The organism is Variovorax sp. Varisp85 (assembly GCF_047304045.1).
Taxonomy (GTDB): Bacteria; Pseudomonadota; Gammaproteobacteria; order Burkholderiales; family Burkholderiaceae_C; genus Variovorax.
In genome coordinates, this window is the sequence record NZ_JBGLYN010000074.1 from 1 (window position 1) to 13,459 (window position 13,459).

At 65.9% G+C, this 13,459-nt stretch carries 12 protein-coding genes; 7 read left to right on the top strand and 5 right to left on the bottom strand.

Going from position 1 to position 13,459, the window contains the following annotated elements; translation table 11 throughout:
• Positions 1-295: 295 nt before the first annotated feature.
• The 6 genes from ACCC97_RS23825 to ACCC97_RS23850 all read left to right on the top strand — a co-directional run bounded on the left by ACCC97_RS23825 (position 296) and on the right by ACCC97_RS23850 (position 6,645).
• Positions 296-1,234, top strand: a complete 939-nt coding sequence (locus tag ACCC97_RS23825) for a VTT domain-containing protein (RefSeq protein WP_007837237.1) — start codon at positions 296-298, stop codon at positions 1,232-1,234.
• Between the two features lie 97 nt (positions 1,235-1,331).
• A complete protein-coding gene (locus ACCC97_RS23830) occupies positions 1,332-2,552 on the top strand; it encodes an MFS transporter (RefSeq protein WP_413335419.1) in 1,221 nt (406 codons plus the stop codon).
• A gap of 12 nt (positions 2,553-2,564) precedes the next feature.
• Complete coding sequence (locus ACCC97_RS23835) at positions 2,565-3,551, top strand: hypothetical protein (protein ID WP_413335421.1); 987 nt, start codon at positions 2,565-2,567, stop codon at positions 3,549-3,551.
• A gap of 37 nt (positions 3,552-3,588) precedes the next feature.
• On the top strand, positions 3,589-4,965 hold the full coding sequence (locus ACCC97_RS23840; protein ID WP_007837241.1) for a cache domain-containing protein: 1,377 nt from the start codon (positions 3,589-3,591) through the stop codon (positions 4,963-4,965).
• Positions 4,962-5,627 (top strand): response regulator, encoded by a 666-nt coding sequence (locus ACCC97_RS23845; RefSeq protein ID WP_413335423.1) that lies wholly within the window; start codon positions 4,962-4,964, stop codon positions 5,625-5,627. The genes ACCC97_RS23840 and ACCC97_RS23845 overlap by 4 nt, the downstream gene beginning before the upstream one ends.
• A 340-nt stretch (positions 5,628-5,967) precedes the next feature.
• Entirely contained in the window at positions 5,968-6,645 is a 678-nt protein-coding gene (locus ACCC97_RS23850; protein WP_413335424.1) for a methyltransferase family protein, read from the top strand.
• 90 nt (positions 6,646-6,735) lie between these two features.
• On the opposite strand, the gene ACCC97_RS23855 is transcribed toward ACCC97_RS23850, so the two are convergent.
• From ACCC97_RS23855 to ACCC97_RS23875, 5 genes are all read right to left on the bottom strand, one after another.
• A complete protein-coding gene (locus ACCC97_RS23855; RefSeq protein ID WP_007837244.1) occupies positions 6,736-6,861 on the bottom strand; it encodes a hypothetical protein in 126 nt (41 codons plus the stop codon).
• Positions 6,862-6,868: 7 nt separating this feature from the next.
• The gene (locus tag ACCC97_RS23860; RefSeq protein ID WP_413335426.1) at positions 6,869-7,516 is read right to left on the bottom strand and encodes a DUF4189 domain-containing protein; all 648 of its coding nucleotides are present in this window, start codon (positions 7,514-7,516) and stop codon (positions 6,869-6,871) included.
• Between the two features lie 100 nt (positions 7,517-7,616).
• Positions 7,617-8,345, bottom strand: a complete 729-nt coding sequence (locus ACCC97_RS23865) for a hypothetical protein (RefSeq protein WP_007837246.1) — start codon at positions 8,343-8,345, stop codon at positions 7,617-7,619.
• Positions 8,346-8,559: 214 nt separating this feature from the next.
• The gene (locus ACCC97_RS23870) at positions 8,560-10,365 is read right to left on the bottom strand and encodes an ATP-binding protein (protein WP_413335427.1); all 1,806 of its coding nucleotides are present in this window, start codon (positions 10,363-10,365) and stop codon (positions 8,560-8,562) included.
• A 19-nt stretch (positions 10,366-10,384) separates the two neighbouring features.
• A complete protein-coding gene (locus ACCC97_RS23875) occupies positions 10,385-11,053 on the bottom strand; it encodes a response regulator transcription factor (protein ID WP_007837248.1) in 669 nt (222 codons plus the stop codon).
• Between the two features lie 239 nt (positions 11,054-11,292).
• Between ACCC97_RS23875 and ACCC97_RS23880 the strand changes: the two genes are divergently transcribed.
• Positions 11,293-13,440, top strand: a complete 2,148-nt coding sequence (locus tag ACCC97_RS23880) for a carboxypeptidase regulatory-like domain-containing protein (RefSeq protein ID WP_413335429.1) — start codon at positions 11,293-11,295, stop codon at positions 13,438-13,440.
• The last annotated feature ends 19 nt before the right edge of the window (positions 13,441-13,459 follow it).

The following is a 13,459-nucleotide window of genomic DNA, read 5'->3' on the forward strand; positions in this document are numbered from 1 at the left end:
ACCCCAACCCTCCCCCAGCGGGGGAGGGAGCAAAACCGGGGACGGTCTTGCCTTGCTCCTTCCCCCTCTGGGGGAAGGCTGGGATGGGGGCAGGCCTTCGCACAGGCGCCGCTTTTTCCATCGCCGTCGTGCCCTCACCCCAACCCTCCCCCAGGAGGGGAGGGAGCAAAACCGAAAACCATTCGGCAATGGCCCGCGCACGGTACGTTCTTGGGCCATGCCTGAGAATCGCTGCCGGCATGAACCGCACGCAATCCCCGCAACTTCGACCGGCATCCGGGCCACAAAGGCAGCCATGGCGCAGCTGATGTCCCTGCTCGTGCAGAACGCGATCCTGGTGGTGTTTGCTGCCAGCTTCGCCGCGCGGCTTGGGCTGCCCGTGCCGGCGGCCGCGGTGCTCGTGCTGACGGGCGCGCTGCTGGCAGCCGGCGATGTCTCGGTGCCCGGCGTGGTGATGGCCGCCGTCATCGCCAACCTGCTGGGCGACGGTGCGTGGTTCTATGCCGGGCGGCGCTTCGGCTACCGCTTCATGCGCATGCTGTGCCGCATCTCGCTGTCGCCCGACACCTGCGTGCGGCGCGGCGAATCGCTCATCACCGATTGGGGCGGCCTCTCGCTTGTGGCTGCCAAGTTCGTGCCGGGCGTGTCGGTGGTGGCGCCGCCGATGGCCGGGGCGCTGGGCATGTCGGTGCGGCGCTTCATCGGCTTCGACGTGGGCGCGGCGCTGGTCTGGACGGGGCTGTTCCTCGGGCTGGGCTGGGTGTTTCGCAACCAGATCCAGGAAGTGCTGGCCGTGCTGGCGCAGGCCGGCGGCATCGCGACCGCGGCAGTGGCCCTTGTGCTGGTGGTGATCCTCGCGGTGCGCTACTGGCGCCGGCGCGCTTTCATGCGGCTCACGGGCATGCCGCGCATCTCGGTGGAAGAGCTGCACGAACTGCTGAACGGCGAGGAGCCGCCGCTGGTGATCGACGTGCGCGGGCAGGCCGGCGTGCAGGTCGATCCGCGCCGCATTCCGGGAGCGCAGTCGTACACGCTCAAGGCGCTGCAGCAGCGCAGCCTCGACCTGTCGCACGCGGCAGGGCGCGACGTGGTGCTGTACTGCAATTGCCCCAACGAGGTGTCGGCCGCGCAGGCCGCGCGCGTGCTGCTGGCACGCGGGGCGCGGCGGGCCCTGCCGCTGACGGGCGGGCTCGATGCGTGGGTGGCCTCGGGCAGGCCCACGAGCGTGGACTGATCGCAAGGCCTGAGCGCTGCAGGAATCGGCCTCCCGTGCTATGGTCCCCCGGCTTCGGGTTAACCCCTAAGGTTGCCCTCTCGAACCGGGACTCCTCATGTCTTCTTCCGCCTCCAGAGCTTCTGCTTCTCCGGCCGGTCTTACGCCCGCTCTCACGCTGGTCTTCGCCATCGCCTGCGGCCTGTGCGTGGCCAACATCTACTACGCCCAGCCGTTGATCGGCCCCATCTCCGACACGCTGCAACTGCATGCCGGGCTGGCCGGCCTGATCATGACGTTGACGCAACTCGGCTACGGCGCCGGCCTGCTGCTGCTGGTGCCGCTGGCCGACGTGGTCGAGAACCGCAAGCTCATCGTGGGCGCGCTGTTCGGCGCGGTGATCGGGCTGGTGGGCATCGCGCTTTCGAACTCCGCCATCACCTTCCTAGTGGCCTCGTTCGTGGTGGGCGCATGCGCGGTCGCGGCGCAGGTGCTGCTGCCCTTCGCCTCGCACCTCGCGCCCGAGGCCACGCGCGGCAAGGTGGTCGGCAACATCATGGCCGGCCTGCTGGGCGGGATCATGCTGGCGCGGCCCTTTGCCAGCGTGGTGGCTTCCGCGCTGGGCTGGCGCGCGGTGTTCTGGCTCTCGGCCGCGCTGATGGCCACGCTCATTGCCGTGCTGTGGCGCGTGCTGCCGCAGCGCCGGCCGCATGCCTCGGTGGGCTATGCGCGCACCATGGCCTCGCTGCCCGGCATCGTGCTGAACACGCCGCTGCTGCGCCGGCGCGGCTTCTACCAGGGGATGATGTTCTCCGCCTTCCAGGCCTTCTGGACTGCCGTGCCGCTGGCGCTGGTGCACGAGTTCGGCATGGGACAGCGCGGCATTGCGCTGTTCGCGCTGGCCGGCGCCGCTGGCGCCTTGCTCGCGCCGGTGGCGGGCCGGCTGGCCGACCGGGGGTGGACGCGGCCTGCGACCGGCGCAGCCATCGTCGTCGCGCTGCTGTCCTTCGTGCTCGGCGCGGTCGCCATGCGCTACCGCTCGGTGGCCGGGCTGGTCGCGGCGGGCATCCTGCTCGACGGGGCGGTGCAGCTGTGCCAGGTGCTCAACTTCCGCAGCCTGTTCATGCTGGCGCCGGAGCTGCGCGGCCGGCTCAACGGGCTGTTCATGACCTTCATCTTCATCTGCGCGGCGGTGGCCTCGGGCATCGCCGCGGCCGTGTATGCCTTCCACGGATGGAGCGGTTTGTGCCTGCTGGGCGGCGGGTATGTGCTGCTGGCGCTGCTGTACTACGCGACCGAGTTCCGCCCGCGGGCCGTGGGCATCGCCGTTGGACGGTAGCCGCGGCATTCAATGAGCCCTCCGGTTTTTTCGCGGCGCATCCAGGTCACCCAGCACGACGCCGCCCTGATCTGGCCCATCCTGTTGCTCTGTACGGCCTACACATTGTTGATGGGCGTTGCAGGTGTATGGGTCATCGACCTGGAGGCGACGGGTTGGTACATCGCATTGGGCATGGTGGCCTGGCTTGCCCTCTTCGCGCTGTGGCTGGTGGGTTTGGTGGTCGTCGTGCGCGCGTGGCTCTGGCTCGAGGCGCGCTGGCTGAAACCCGGCGAGCGCCGGCCCAAGCCCTTCAACGAAAGCGTGCAGGTCGACGTCGACGAAAGCGGCCTCTCGGTGCAAGGGCTCGGCCACGTCGACTGGATCGACGTGCTGACCTTCGAGGGCATTCCCGACAGCGACAACTACCTGATCGTTCATACCCGGCCCTTCAAGAAGCTGATGCTGACGGTGCCCGTCGATGACCTGGTGCCGGCCCTCAATCACTACCTCTCGCTTCGAGCCTGCCCCACGCCGACGGCCACAGGCGTGCTGCAAAGCCGCGCCATGGTTTTCTGCTGGCGTTGTTTCCTGGCCTGGATTGCGGCGGGCTACGCGCTGGCGGGTGCGGCGGCCATTGCGCTGCTGCTCAATGCTTCCGACGCGGGCTTTCTGAAGACCATGGTGGGGCTGTGCGTGGTCGTGCCGCTGGCTGCATGGCTCGTGTGGTTCATTCCCTTCTCGCAGGTCAGCACTTTCGCGCCCTCGCGGGTGCGCGCCTTCGAACTCGACGGTGTGCAGTTGCGCCGCACCGACGGCAGCTGGCAAGCCGACCTGCGGCAGGCCCGTATCAGCCGCCGTCGTGCAAGCGGCCTCGGCTACGAGTTCAGCTTTCTTGCCATTCGGCCGCTGACGGGAAAGAACCTGGACCTGATGCTCGAAGGCGGCGCCGATCAAGATGCACTGCTGGACGCCCTGAACGACCGCGCCTTGCTGCCACTGACGAACCCCGAGCTCTGAAAGGCCGGCCAGGCGGCGGTGGTAGCCTTGCCCCCCGATGAACCTCCGCACCAAGATCGTTGCGCTCGCTGTGGCACCCTTGCTCATCGCACTGGTGCTCGTGGCCCTCGCGGTGCGCCACCAGGAGCATGACCTCGCCCAGCGCGAGCGCGCCCTCATCGAGCGCAGCTACATGGACCAGCGCCGCAGCGAACTGCGCAGCTACGTGGACCTGGCCGTGAGCAACCTGCTTCCGCTGTACGAATCCGGCCAGGACGACGAAGCCACCCGCAACGAGGCTCTGCGCCGCCTCGCCGCGCTCAACTACGGCGACGACGGCTACTTCTTCGTCTACGACCTCGAGGGCAACTCGCTCATGCACTCGCGCCAGCCCGAACTGGTCGGCAAGAACCTCTGGGAGCTGCGCGATTCGCGCGGCCGCTACACCATCCAGGAACTGATCAAGGGCGCGAAGGAAAACGGCGGCGGCTACATCGAATACGAGTGGCGCAAGCCGTCGAGCGCGCAGATGGCGCCCAAGCTCGGCTACGTCACGGCGCTGCCGCGCTGGAACTGGATGGTCGGCACCGGCCTGTACCTCGACGACATCCAGTCGACCATGGACACCCTCGATCGGCAGATGAACGCCAACGTCACCGCCACGCTGCTGTGGATTGCCGGCATCGCCGCACTGTGCCTTGGCGTGGTCAGCGCCGCCGGCCTGCTGCTGAACCTCAGCGAGCACCGCACGGCAGAGGCCAAGCTGCGCCTGCTCGCGCGGCGCGTGGTGCAGTCGCAGGAAGAAGAGCGCGGCCACCTCGCGCGCGAGCTGCACGACGGCACCAGCCAGACGCTGGTGTCGGCCAAGCTGCTGATCGAGTCCGCCGTGGAATCGCTCGACCGCCAGCAGCACACCACCACGCCGCCCGCGCTGGCCAAGGCGCTGCAGCGGCTCAACGATTCGCTGATCGAGGTGCGCCGCATCTCGCACCGCCTGCGCCCCGCTTTGCTCGACACACTGGGCCTGCCCGCCGCGCTGGAGCGGCTGGTCGACGAGTTCAGGGAGGAGGGCGGAGTCGATGCGTCGATGATGATGGGCGGCGAATCCTTCGAGCTGCAGCCCGAAGTGAAGACAGCGCTCTTCCGCCTGACGCAGGAAGCATTGACCAACGTGCGCAAGCACGCGCACGCACAGCACGTGCACATTGCGCTGAACTTCGACGACGAAGAGGGCGTGCGTCTGGAAGTGAGCGACGATGGCACCGGCTTCGACATTCAGGCCGTGCAGCTCGACCCGCGGCGCGGCATCGGCCTGCGCAACATGCGCGAGCGCATGGAGGCCATCGGCGGGCGGCTCACCATGAACTCCAACGCGGGGCGCACCTCCATCGAGGCCGAGGTGCCGGCCCGCAGCGCGAAGGCACAGGCCGCATGACCACGACACAACAAGCCAAGGACATGCCTACCGCGGCCGTGCGCCTGTTCCTGGTGGACGACCACCCGCTGGTGCGCGACGGCCTGCGCGCCCGGCTCGGCTCCATGCCCAACCTGCAGATCGTCGGCGAGGCCGGCAGCGCCGCCGAAGCGCTTGCGCTGGTGGAGAGCGTGCGGCCCGACCTCATGCTGATGGACGTCGGCATGAAGGACATGAACGGCATCGAGCTCGCGGCCCTGCTGCTGCAACGCCAGGGCGCGCCGCACATCGTGATGCTCAGCATGTACGACAACCCCGAGTACGTGCAGAAGGCCCTGCAGGCGGGCGCACGCGGCTACGTGCTGAAAGACGCGCCTGCGGCGGAGATCGTCGCGGCCATCGAGGCTGTGTCGGCGGGCGGTACCTTCCTGAGCCCAGCCGTGTCGAAGAAGCTGTTTCGCACGCAGGAGCCGAGGCCGCTGCTCACCCCGCGCGAGAGCGAGATTCTTTCGGCGCTGGGCCGAGGCGAATCGAGCAAGCAGATCGCGCGCGAACTCGGCTTGAGCGTGCGCACCGTGGAGGCGCACCGGCAGAGCATCAAGCGGCGGCTGGGCATCGAGGGGCAGGCGGAGCTCATCAAGTACGCGGTGGAGCATGCGCGGGAGTTCGGGCAGGGCTCCTGAATCGCTTGCCTGCTTCGTTGACTGCCAGCGCTTTGTGTACCGGCGCTGCCGATTGACGATTGCGCCAAGGAATCGAGGAATCTTCAACAGAAGTTCTTTCTGCGCGAGACAGGCCTTCTAAAGTGAAGATGGCAGTTATGGGCTCTGAGCATTCCATTTGAATCAGCTTCGGGGCGAACTGATCGTGTTCCCCAAGCGTCTGCGTGTGGCCGACTGTAGCCGCAGGAGAAGTTGGCGCGAAGGCCTCTGAGCTGCCGGCTCTCGCCCTCCAGAGCGGTCATCGGAAATTTCGCACTTGGGTCGCTTGTTGCGGAGCGTCGGATATACCATTCGCTCGTCTATGGACCCGCTCTACAAGAAAGCCATCGCGCAAGGGGTTGCGGGGATGGCCGTATTCGTTGCCTTCATTTTCTTGCCCGCGGGCACGTGGCAATACTGGCAAGGCTGGCTCTTTATCGCAGTCTTTTCCGTCTCGACCATCGGCTTCACCGTCTATCTCGCCCTTCACGACAGGCCGCTTCTCGAACGCCGTATGAATGCCGGACCGCAGCATGAGAAAGAGTGGTCGCAGAAGATCATCGTGTCGCTCATCATCCTCGCGTTTTTTATTTTTATCATCCTGCCTTCATTGGACTACCGATTTGGCGTCTCGCCGGTGCCCGCGTACCTGTCCTTTGTCGGGAACATCGTGATCGTCTTGTCGTTCCTCTTTATTTTCTGGGTGCTGAAGGTCAATAGTTTTGCAGCAGCAAACATCAGTGTCGCGGATGATCAAAAAGTGATCGACAGCGGCCCCTACGCTTATGTGCGTCATCCTATGTACGCTGGCGCACTCTGGCTTTTCATTGGCATGCCGCTTGCACTTGGCTCGTGGCTCACGATCTGTCTCGTCCCGCTCATCCTGCCGGTGCTTTTCTGGCGGCTTCTCGATGAGGAAAAAATCTTGCGCCGTGATCTTCCCGGGTACAACGAATACGCAAGCCGTGTACGTCATCGCCTCATTCCGCACCTCTGGTAGGAAGTGGGATGGCCGCCTACAAGAAGTCGGTTCGCTGGAGGCGGTCGGCTGGCGGCGAGCGTCGGGGATGCCTATCGAACAGCCCGAACCCTAGATGGCGGGCCGCGGATCCTTGTCTGCGATGGAGAGATCGATCGGAACCCGGATCTTGCGCGTGACGTTCCCGGGCATCTCGAACATCAGCGTGATGTGCCCTTTTAGAAAGGTGCGCAGCATCGAACCCTCACTGAGACGGGAGGCTGCAAGAGGTGTTTCTGACTTCGCAGTTCACATCGCCTGCTTGCTTGCACATGGCCAACGCTTTGCTTGAAACCAGCTTCAAGCCGGCCGTTTTCGGGTCGGGCCCAACCATGTCGACCTCCGTACCAAAATAAAACGTGCTCCTTTTTCCATAAGCCACCGCCCAACATCCATTGCGCATCTCAATTCTGATCTGGCAATCCTGCTTGCCACAATCGCGCAATGCTTCCTTTCTTGCAGCTTGGGCGCTTGTGCTGTCCTCCGACCTGCCACCAGAGCCCTTTACGCCTCTCCCATCGTCGGCAAACGCTCCGAAGCTCTCCGTCCATTTGCCAGTTTCATAGCGAAGCCAGCCATCCCCGTGGTTGGCTGCGCCGTTCGGCCTGGCGCTGCGTTGCCGTTGTTCGTTTGGACCATATAGATCCGGATCGCTAGGTGAATAGCATTTTCCGTAACCGGGGATCATTCCAGGCGGGCAGGGTGATCCGCTGTTAGGTGGCTGCTGGGCGTATGCCAAGACTGGGCCCCACATCAACATCGAAACCAGGAAGAGTCGTTTCATATCGAATTTCCATCTGATTGACGTCCTCCCAGCCCGCGATGGTCGCAGGAGTAGCACGGGGACGATCATCTATCCAGCTTACTGAGGATCGCCAACTGCCAGAAGGAAGGAATGCGCATTTCGGACCTCGCGTTAGAGGTGCAATGCCCAAGAGAGATTTAACGTCGTGCTAGATCGATTGATCGTCGATAGCCGTCAGCTTCCAGCACATTCCCGATCGCTTGAAGAGATAGCGGACCTTCTCTCCGGAGTTCGATCCGGCAATTTCGATCTGACCTCCCGAGTCCTCGTCCTTTGCGATCCGAATGATCTTGCCTTCGCGTTTGGCGCGATCTAGCGCCGTCATCAGCGGATAAGTCACTTGCCGCTGCGTGAGTTGTTTCGTCACGGGCTTCGGTTCTGGCTCCGCCTTGGCATCGATGGCAGTGGATTGCAGCGGCCAGCGCGTGAACTTCGCCTGGAGGGAGATGCTGTTTGCGAATTTCTCCACGAAGGTTTCGAAGGTTTTGCCGGGGCAATCCAGCGCCTCTGCACGTGCTTGCCCGTTCACAGCAGCATCATCCTTTTGTGCATGGAGAGCACCCGCGGGTTGCCGGACGCCATTGATGGAAAGCACCTGTTCAATGATGCGCTTGTCTCCGTCGATGCGGGTCATGGCGACGACTTCGCACGGCTGGTTCTGCCTGCAGATCTTTTGCGCCCGTTGTTCGGCGTAGGTGTCGGCCTCAAAGAAGCAGGTCGCCCGACCGCTCTTTTCCAGCGATGAACCCGCCATGCCAGAGCCAGAGCTCAATGTGCCGGTACAGACGAATTGCTCCGGGTGAGTTCTTGCCGAAGCCGCTGCAAAAAAGAGCGGCAAGAGCAAAGCCAGACGAGCGAGAACGATCGTTCGTTGCATGGAGGCCTCCTTGATTTTCCTGGTTTGGCAAAGATGGTGTGCGATTTTGGATCTTAGTGTTGGGGCCGAGGCGAAACGAATCAGTTGTGCACGGCTTCGTCCTTGCCGCCATCGGGCGACCGTTCAAAGGCGGTGATGGTGATGGTCATCGGATATCCAGACTCATTGCCAAAATCACATTGTCAGAATCCCGTTCTTCCTGTGCGCTTGGTGCTTAAGCCATGGGCAAACTCAGCTCGACGATGGTGCCATGCGGCTGCGCATGCTGGACGACAAGGGCCGCGCCGATGGATTGCGCCCGTGCCCGCATGTTGCCCAGGCCGTGGCCGGACACGCGGCCCTGCTCCGCGGAAATACCGGCTCCGTCGTCCTGCACGCGCAGCTCGAGCCGGTCGGGGCTTTCGACCCGCCTTGCCGTCACGCGCACGGTGGTGGCCGCTGCGTGCTTCAGCACGTTGGTGAAGGCTTCGAGCAGGATGCGCTGGACGTTGAGCACCGTGGTCGGCGTCAGGCTGCGCATCTCGGGCAGCGCCGCCACCTCCCATTCGACCCGCAGCCCCGCGGCCTCCAGCCGCGGCTGCAACCGATAGCGCAGCGTGGCGAGGACCGTGGCGAGGTCGCCGTTCACCGGCTGCAACGAATCGACCGCCATGCGCAGTTCGTCGAGCGCCGCGTGAGCCTGTTCCTGCAGCGCCTCGGCCGCGGCGCCGCCTTTCTTCATCATGCTGAGCAGTCCCACCAGATGTGCGCCCACGCCATCATGGATGTCGCGCATGATGCGTTGGCGCTCCTGCAGCGCGGCCTGCTCCTCGCTCTGACGCTGCTGCAGCCGATGGGACTCGCCGAGCTCGGCTTCCCGCTCGGCGATGCGCCGCGCCAGAGAGGCATTGAGCTCCCTGTATGCGGCCACCTGGCGAACGTAGTGCCCCACGACCGTCCCGCCCATCGCCAGCACCAGGAAGAACACGGCCAGCGGCAGCATGGCGTAGGACATCGAACCCGACTCGGGAATGCGGACCACCATGAAGTCGCGCGCACCGGCGACGATCGCCGTGACGCCTGCCAGGCACATCAGCGTCGACTCCCACGTGGGCGCCATCCACATCTTTCGCACGATGCTGTACATCATCACCATCGCCGGCAGTAGCAGGCTGCCGAGCACCAAGGTGTAGATCAACGGCTGGTGCCACAGAAAGCTGGCCGTGACGGCGCATACGCACAGCCCCAGGTACACCCAGAAGGCAACCCGCATCCAGGGGCGCAGCTCGGCGATCGCCACCATGACGAAGCGCGCCATCAGCAGCAGGAGCACGCATAGCGCGATGCCGCCGACCGCGCCCCAGGCCGGCCACGGCAGCGGCGGCGTGATCAGCAGCCGGCCGGAGATGGTCGTCACCCCGAACAGCGAGATCAGCGCGAAGATGCCATACAGGCCCTCCCGGTGCTGCCACCACAGGCCGCCCGCAATCAGCCCCATGAACACGAGTGCCCAGGTGATTGCGGTGGGAGCGGACTGGCGCCAGAGTTCATTGGTGCGATACATCGGAACGACCACCGACTGGACGCCGAAGATGACCGCGCTGAGTCCGCCCCAGCGGCCGGGCTGCACCGCCGCATCCACCTGCAGTTCGGTGGGGGCGTCATGCGAGAGCAGGGCGGCCGGCACGGTCATCAGGACCGGTAGCTTGGCCATGTCCGTCGATTCATCGCCCAGCTCGCCCAGCTTGGTCACCAGATGGCCGCCGACGCGCACCTCGACCTGGTTGCCGATGCGCGGAAAAAAAAGCGCGTATGGCTCCGCACCGCGGACCGGCGGCAGCATGAGCTGATAGCGGGCCCTGCCGCCGCTGTGCGGGTGGTCGATGTCCCACCGATGTGGCAGGGCGCGCTCGACGGGCGCCTCGGCCGGGCTTCCATCGGGCCAGAGCGTGACGAGCGCACGGTCGATCTGCACGAAGCCCGCGTCGGCCCCACCGCCCTCACCGCCGGCATTGCCCGCTTCGGCGCGCGGAGCGGCCAACAGCAGCGCGAGCGCCAGGCTAGCGATCCAGCAAGCCCAGTTGACGGGCCTCGAAGACCGCCTCGGTTTTCGAATGCACGGCAAGTTTGCTGTAGATGCTCTTGACATGGGTCTGGATGGTACTGAGCGAAACGCCGAGCAGGCTCGTCAGTTCGGGGTAGGTATAGCCGCGGGAGACCAGGGCGAGGACTTCGGTCTCGCGCGGCGACAGCGAGGCGACGGCGGGCGCGGCCGCAGCGATCGGCGCGGCCGTGCCGGGCGCCATGCGAGTCAGGAGCTGACGCGCAATGATCGGCGACATGGGCGAGCCGCCGGCGTGCAGCTGCAGTACGTGGCGCGACAGATCGTCCTCGGTGCCGTCCTTGAGCAGGTAGCCGCGCGCGCCGGCCTCGAAGGCCCGGATCATGTTGGCCTCGTCTCCGAACATCGTGATCACCATCGTCTCGGCCTTCGGCGCGAGCTGGCGGCACCACTCGATGACCTCGAAGCCCGAGCCGTCGGGCAGGCCGAGATCGACCAGCAGCACGTCGGGCCGTCCCTCGCGCAGCCAGGCATGGATCTCGCCGGCCGTGGCTGCCGTGAACACCAGTTCCAGCGCCGGGCTCTGGGCCACCGCGCTGCACAGGCGCGCGCGCGTGCCGGCCTCGTCCTCGACCAGCGCGACGCGGACGCGGTCAATGGCGGTCATTGCACAGCGCGGCCGCAGGGGGTGTCGCGAGCACAGTTTTCATTCAGGTCTCTTTCCTGGGAACCGGTGAGTGACAGGCCCGCACGCAGGCGCGCGTGGGCTTCCGATGCGCGAGCTTTGCCTGCTTTGCACAGGCCGCGTATCCCGCGATCAGGGGAGGCGGCCTTCAGCCATCTTTCGCACACTGCGCTCCACATTTTGTGACATCCGGCTCTGTTTTTTTACGAGGACCTCCCGACATGACATCTTTCAAGAAAACGCTGTGTGCGACTGCGGCAAGTACCAGCCTGGTGTTGTTGGCCGCCTGTGGTGGCGGCGGCGGCGGGGGCAGCGGCGCCGCCCTGTTCCCCGTTGCCGGGTCGCCGCCAGCGGCCCCGCCGTCGACGCCGCCATCGGCGCCGCCAGCCTCGAACCCGCCGCAGACCTCATCGCAGCTGTCCGGCGTGGCCGCCACCGGCGCGCCCTTCGCGGGCGCCAGCATCGTCGTCGTCGACCAGACCGGCGCCACCGTGTGCACGACGCAGACCGACAGCGCAGGGGCCTACGCCTGTCCTCTGCCCGCCAGCGCCAAGGCCCCGCTGGTGATCACGGCCCAGCGCGACGACCTGACGCTCTACAGCACGACCGCCAGCACCACGGGGGGCACGGCCAACGTCTCGCCATTGACCACCATCATCGTTTCCCGGCTGTCGCCGGACGGCAACCCCGCCAGCCTGGCCGGTGCCATCCAGGCGAACCCCGGCGCCCTGACCGAAGCCTCGATCCAGCAGCAGGTGACGAGCCTGGTGGCCGCCCTCCAGCCGCTGCTGAGCACGCTGGGCCAGGGGACCCTCGATCCGGTCTCCGGCGTCTTCGTGGCCGACGGCACCGGCCCGGACAAGGTGCTCGACGCCATCTCGGTGAGCGTACGCCCCGACGGCACCGCGGCCAACATCGAGATCACGGTCAAGACCGTCCCCGCGACCGAAGGCAGCGCGCCCGTTTCGATCACTTTCCGTTCCAGCGACAGCACCACGCCGACGCTGCCTCCGATCGCGGCCGGCGATCTGGCACAGGTCCCGTCGCCCGCGGCGGTCGCGGCGCTGTTCGACAAGGTCACGGCATGCTTTGCACTGCCGCTGTCGCAGCGCGTCAACGCGCCGAACGACACGTCGGCCGTGACGGGCACCGCCACCGACGTGATCGCGCCCGCCTGCCGCACGATGTTCGTCGGCGACGACCCCGGCACCTACTACCAGAACGGCTCGTACGTGGGGCGCGACGGCAGCAACGCCGGCGCCTTCGCGGGCCTGTTCAGGCCCGGCACCACCGGACTCAAGTGGGACCGCGGCAACTTCGAGCACGTTCGCGCGAACGGCGACCTGCTCCTGAGCTACCGCACGACGGACGTGTCCGGCAACGTCGACTACGACACCATCGTTGCGCGCAACGTGAATGGCACGCTCAAGCTGTCGGGCAACGGCTACACCTATGCCGCCCGCGTGCGGCCTTATTCCGAACATCGCGAGCTGATCAACACGCCGGACTTCAGCTACTACACGACGGGCTACAACGTCAACATCGACAACAAGACGGACGGCAACGGCAATTCGATCTTCAGCCAGGTGGTGCTGACGACCCCCACCGGCTCGACGCGGGTCTACCTGCCGACCGCGGGGCTGTCCTATCTCGTCGCCGCGAAGGACGATGGCGTGACGCCGACATCCGGCAGCGTCTTCCGCCTGCGCGGCGAGTACCAGAACACCGCGACGGCGGGCAACCCGAGCGACAGGGAGAGCAGCCTGTTCTTCCTGAACCCGCAGTACAGCGACGCGCAGATCAGCGCGCTGAACGACCAGAGCGTCTGGAAGCTCGAGTTCGTGCCGGTGCGCGGCGCTGTCGGCAATCCCGGCAACGTGACGCAGTCCTACCGCACGCTGTCGCGGGCGCAGAGCATCGGGGAGATCCGTCAGGTCGCCTTCGTCGGCCTGACGGCGGCAATGCGCTCGCAGCTGATCTCGGCAAGCTCGGCCACGGGCAACCTCGTCTTCGGTGCGCCAAGCCAGAACGATCCGAACCTCATCGACTTCAGCGCCGACGGCAACCTGGACGCATGGACCGTGCCGCAAGGCGCGCTTCCCCCCACGTCGTTCACGGCGTACGGGCGCGCACCGAACCCCGGCCCTGGCCAGCAGGGCGCGCGCTTCAACGACAGCACGGGCGTTGCGAGCCAGGCACGCTCGGTGGTCCTGCGCTGTTCGACGCAGACCGTGAACGATCTGCACTGCGACAACAGCCTCGGGCTGCAGTACGCCGCAGGCACGTCGGTCAACAACTTCGAGCTCTGGGCACGCACGTCCCGCCAATTGGAGATGAGCAAGAAAGTGGCGCTCTACGAGTTCCACTGAATCGGCATCGAGCCCGTTG

Excerpts from the sequence above, each read along its gene's own strand:
- ACCC97_RS23825 (WP_007837237.1), top strand. The coding sequence starts at position 296 with ATGGCGCAGCTGATGTCCCTGCTCGTGCAGAACGCGATCCTGGTGGTG.
- ACCC97_RS23830 (WP_413335419.1), top strand. The coding sequence starts at position 1,332 with ATGTCTTCTTCCGCCTCCAGAGCTTCTGCTTCTCCGGCCGGTCTTACG.
- ACCC97_RS23835 (WP_413335421.1), top strand. The coding sequence starts at position 2,565 with ATGAGCCCTCCGGTTTTTTCGCGGCGCATCCAGGTCACCCAGCACGAC.
- ACCC97_RS23840 (WP_007837241.1), top strand. The coding sequence starts at position 3,589 with ATGAACCTCCGCACCAAGATCGTTGCGCTCGCTGTGGCACCCTTGCTC.
- ACCC97_RS23845 (WP_413335423.1), top strand. The coding sequence starts at position 4,962 with ATGACCACGACACAACAAGCCAAGGACATGCCTACCGCGGCCGTGCGC.
- ACCC97_RS23850 (WP_413335424.1), top strand. The coding sequence starts at position 5,968 with ATGGACCCGCTCTACAAGAAAGCCATCGCGCAAGGGGTTGCGGGGATG.
- ACCC97_RS23855 (WP_007837244.1), bottom strand. The coding sequence starts at position 6,861 with ATGCTGCGCACCTTTCTAAAAGGGCACATCACGCTGATGTTCGAGATG.
- ACCC97_RS23860 (WP_413335426.1), bottom strand. The coding sequence starts at position 7,516 with ATGATCGTCCCCGTGCTACTCCTGCGACCATCGCGGGCTGGGAGGACG.
- ACCC97_RS23865 (WP_007837246.1), bottom strand. The coding sequence starts at position 8,345 with ATGCAACGAACGATCGTTCTCGCTCGTCTGGCTTTGCTCTTGCCGCTC.
- ACCC97_RS23875 (WP_007837248.1), bottom strand. The coding sequence starts at position 11,053 with ATGACCGCCATTGACCGCGTCCGCGTCGCGCTGGTCGAGGACGAGGCC.
- ACCC97_RS23880 (WP_413335429.1), top strand. The coding sequence starts at position 11,293 with ATGACATCTTTCAAGAAAACGCTGTGTGCGACTGCGGCAAGTACCAGC.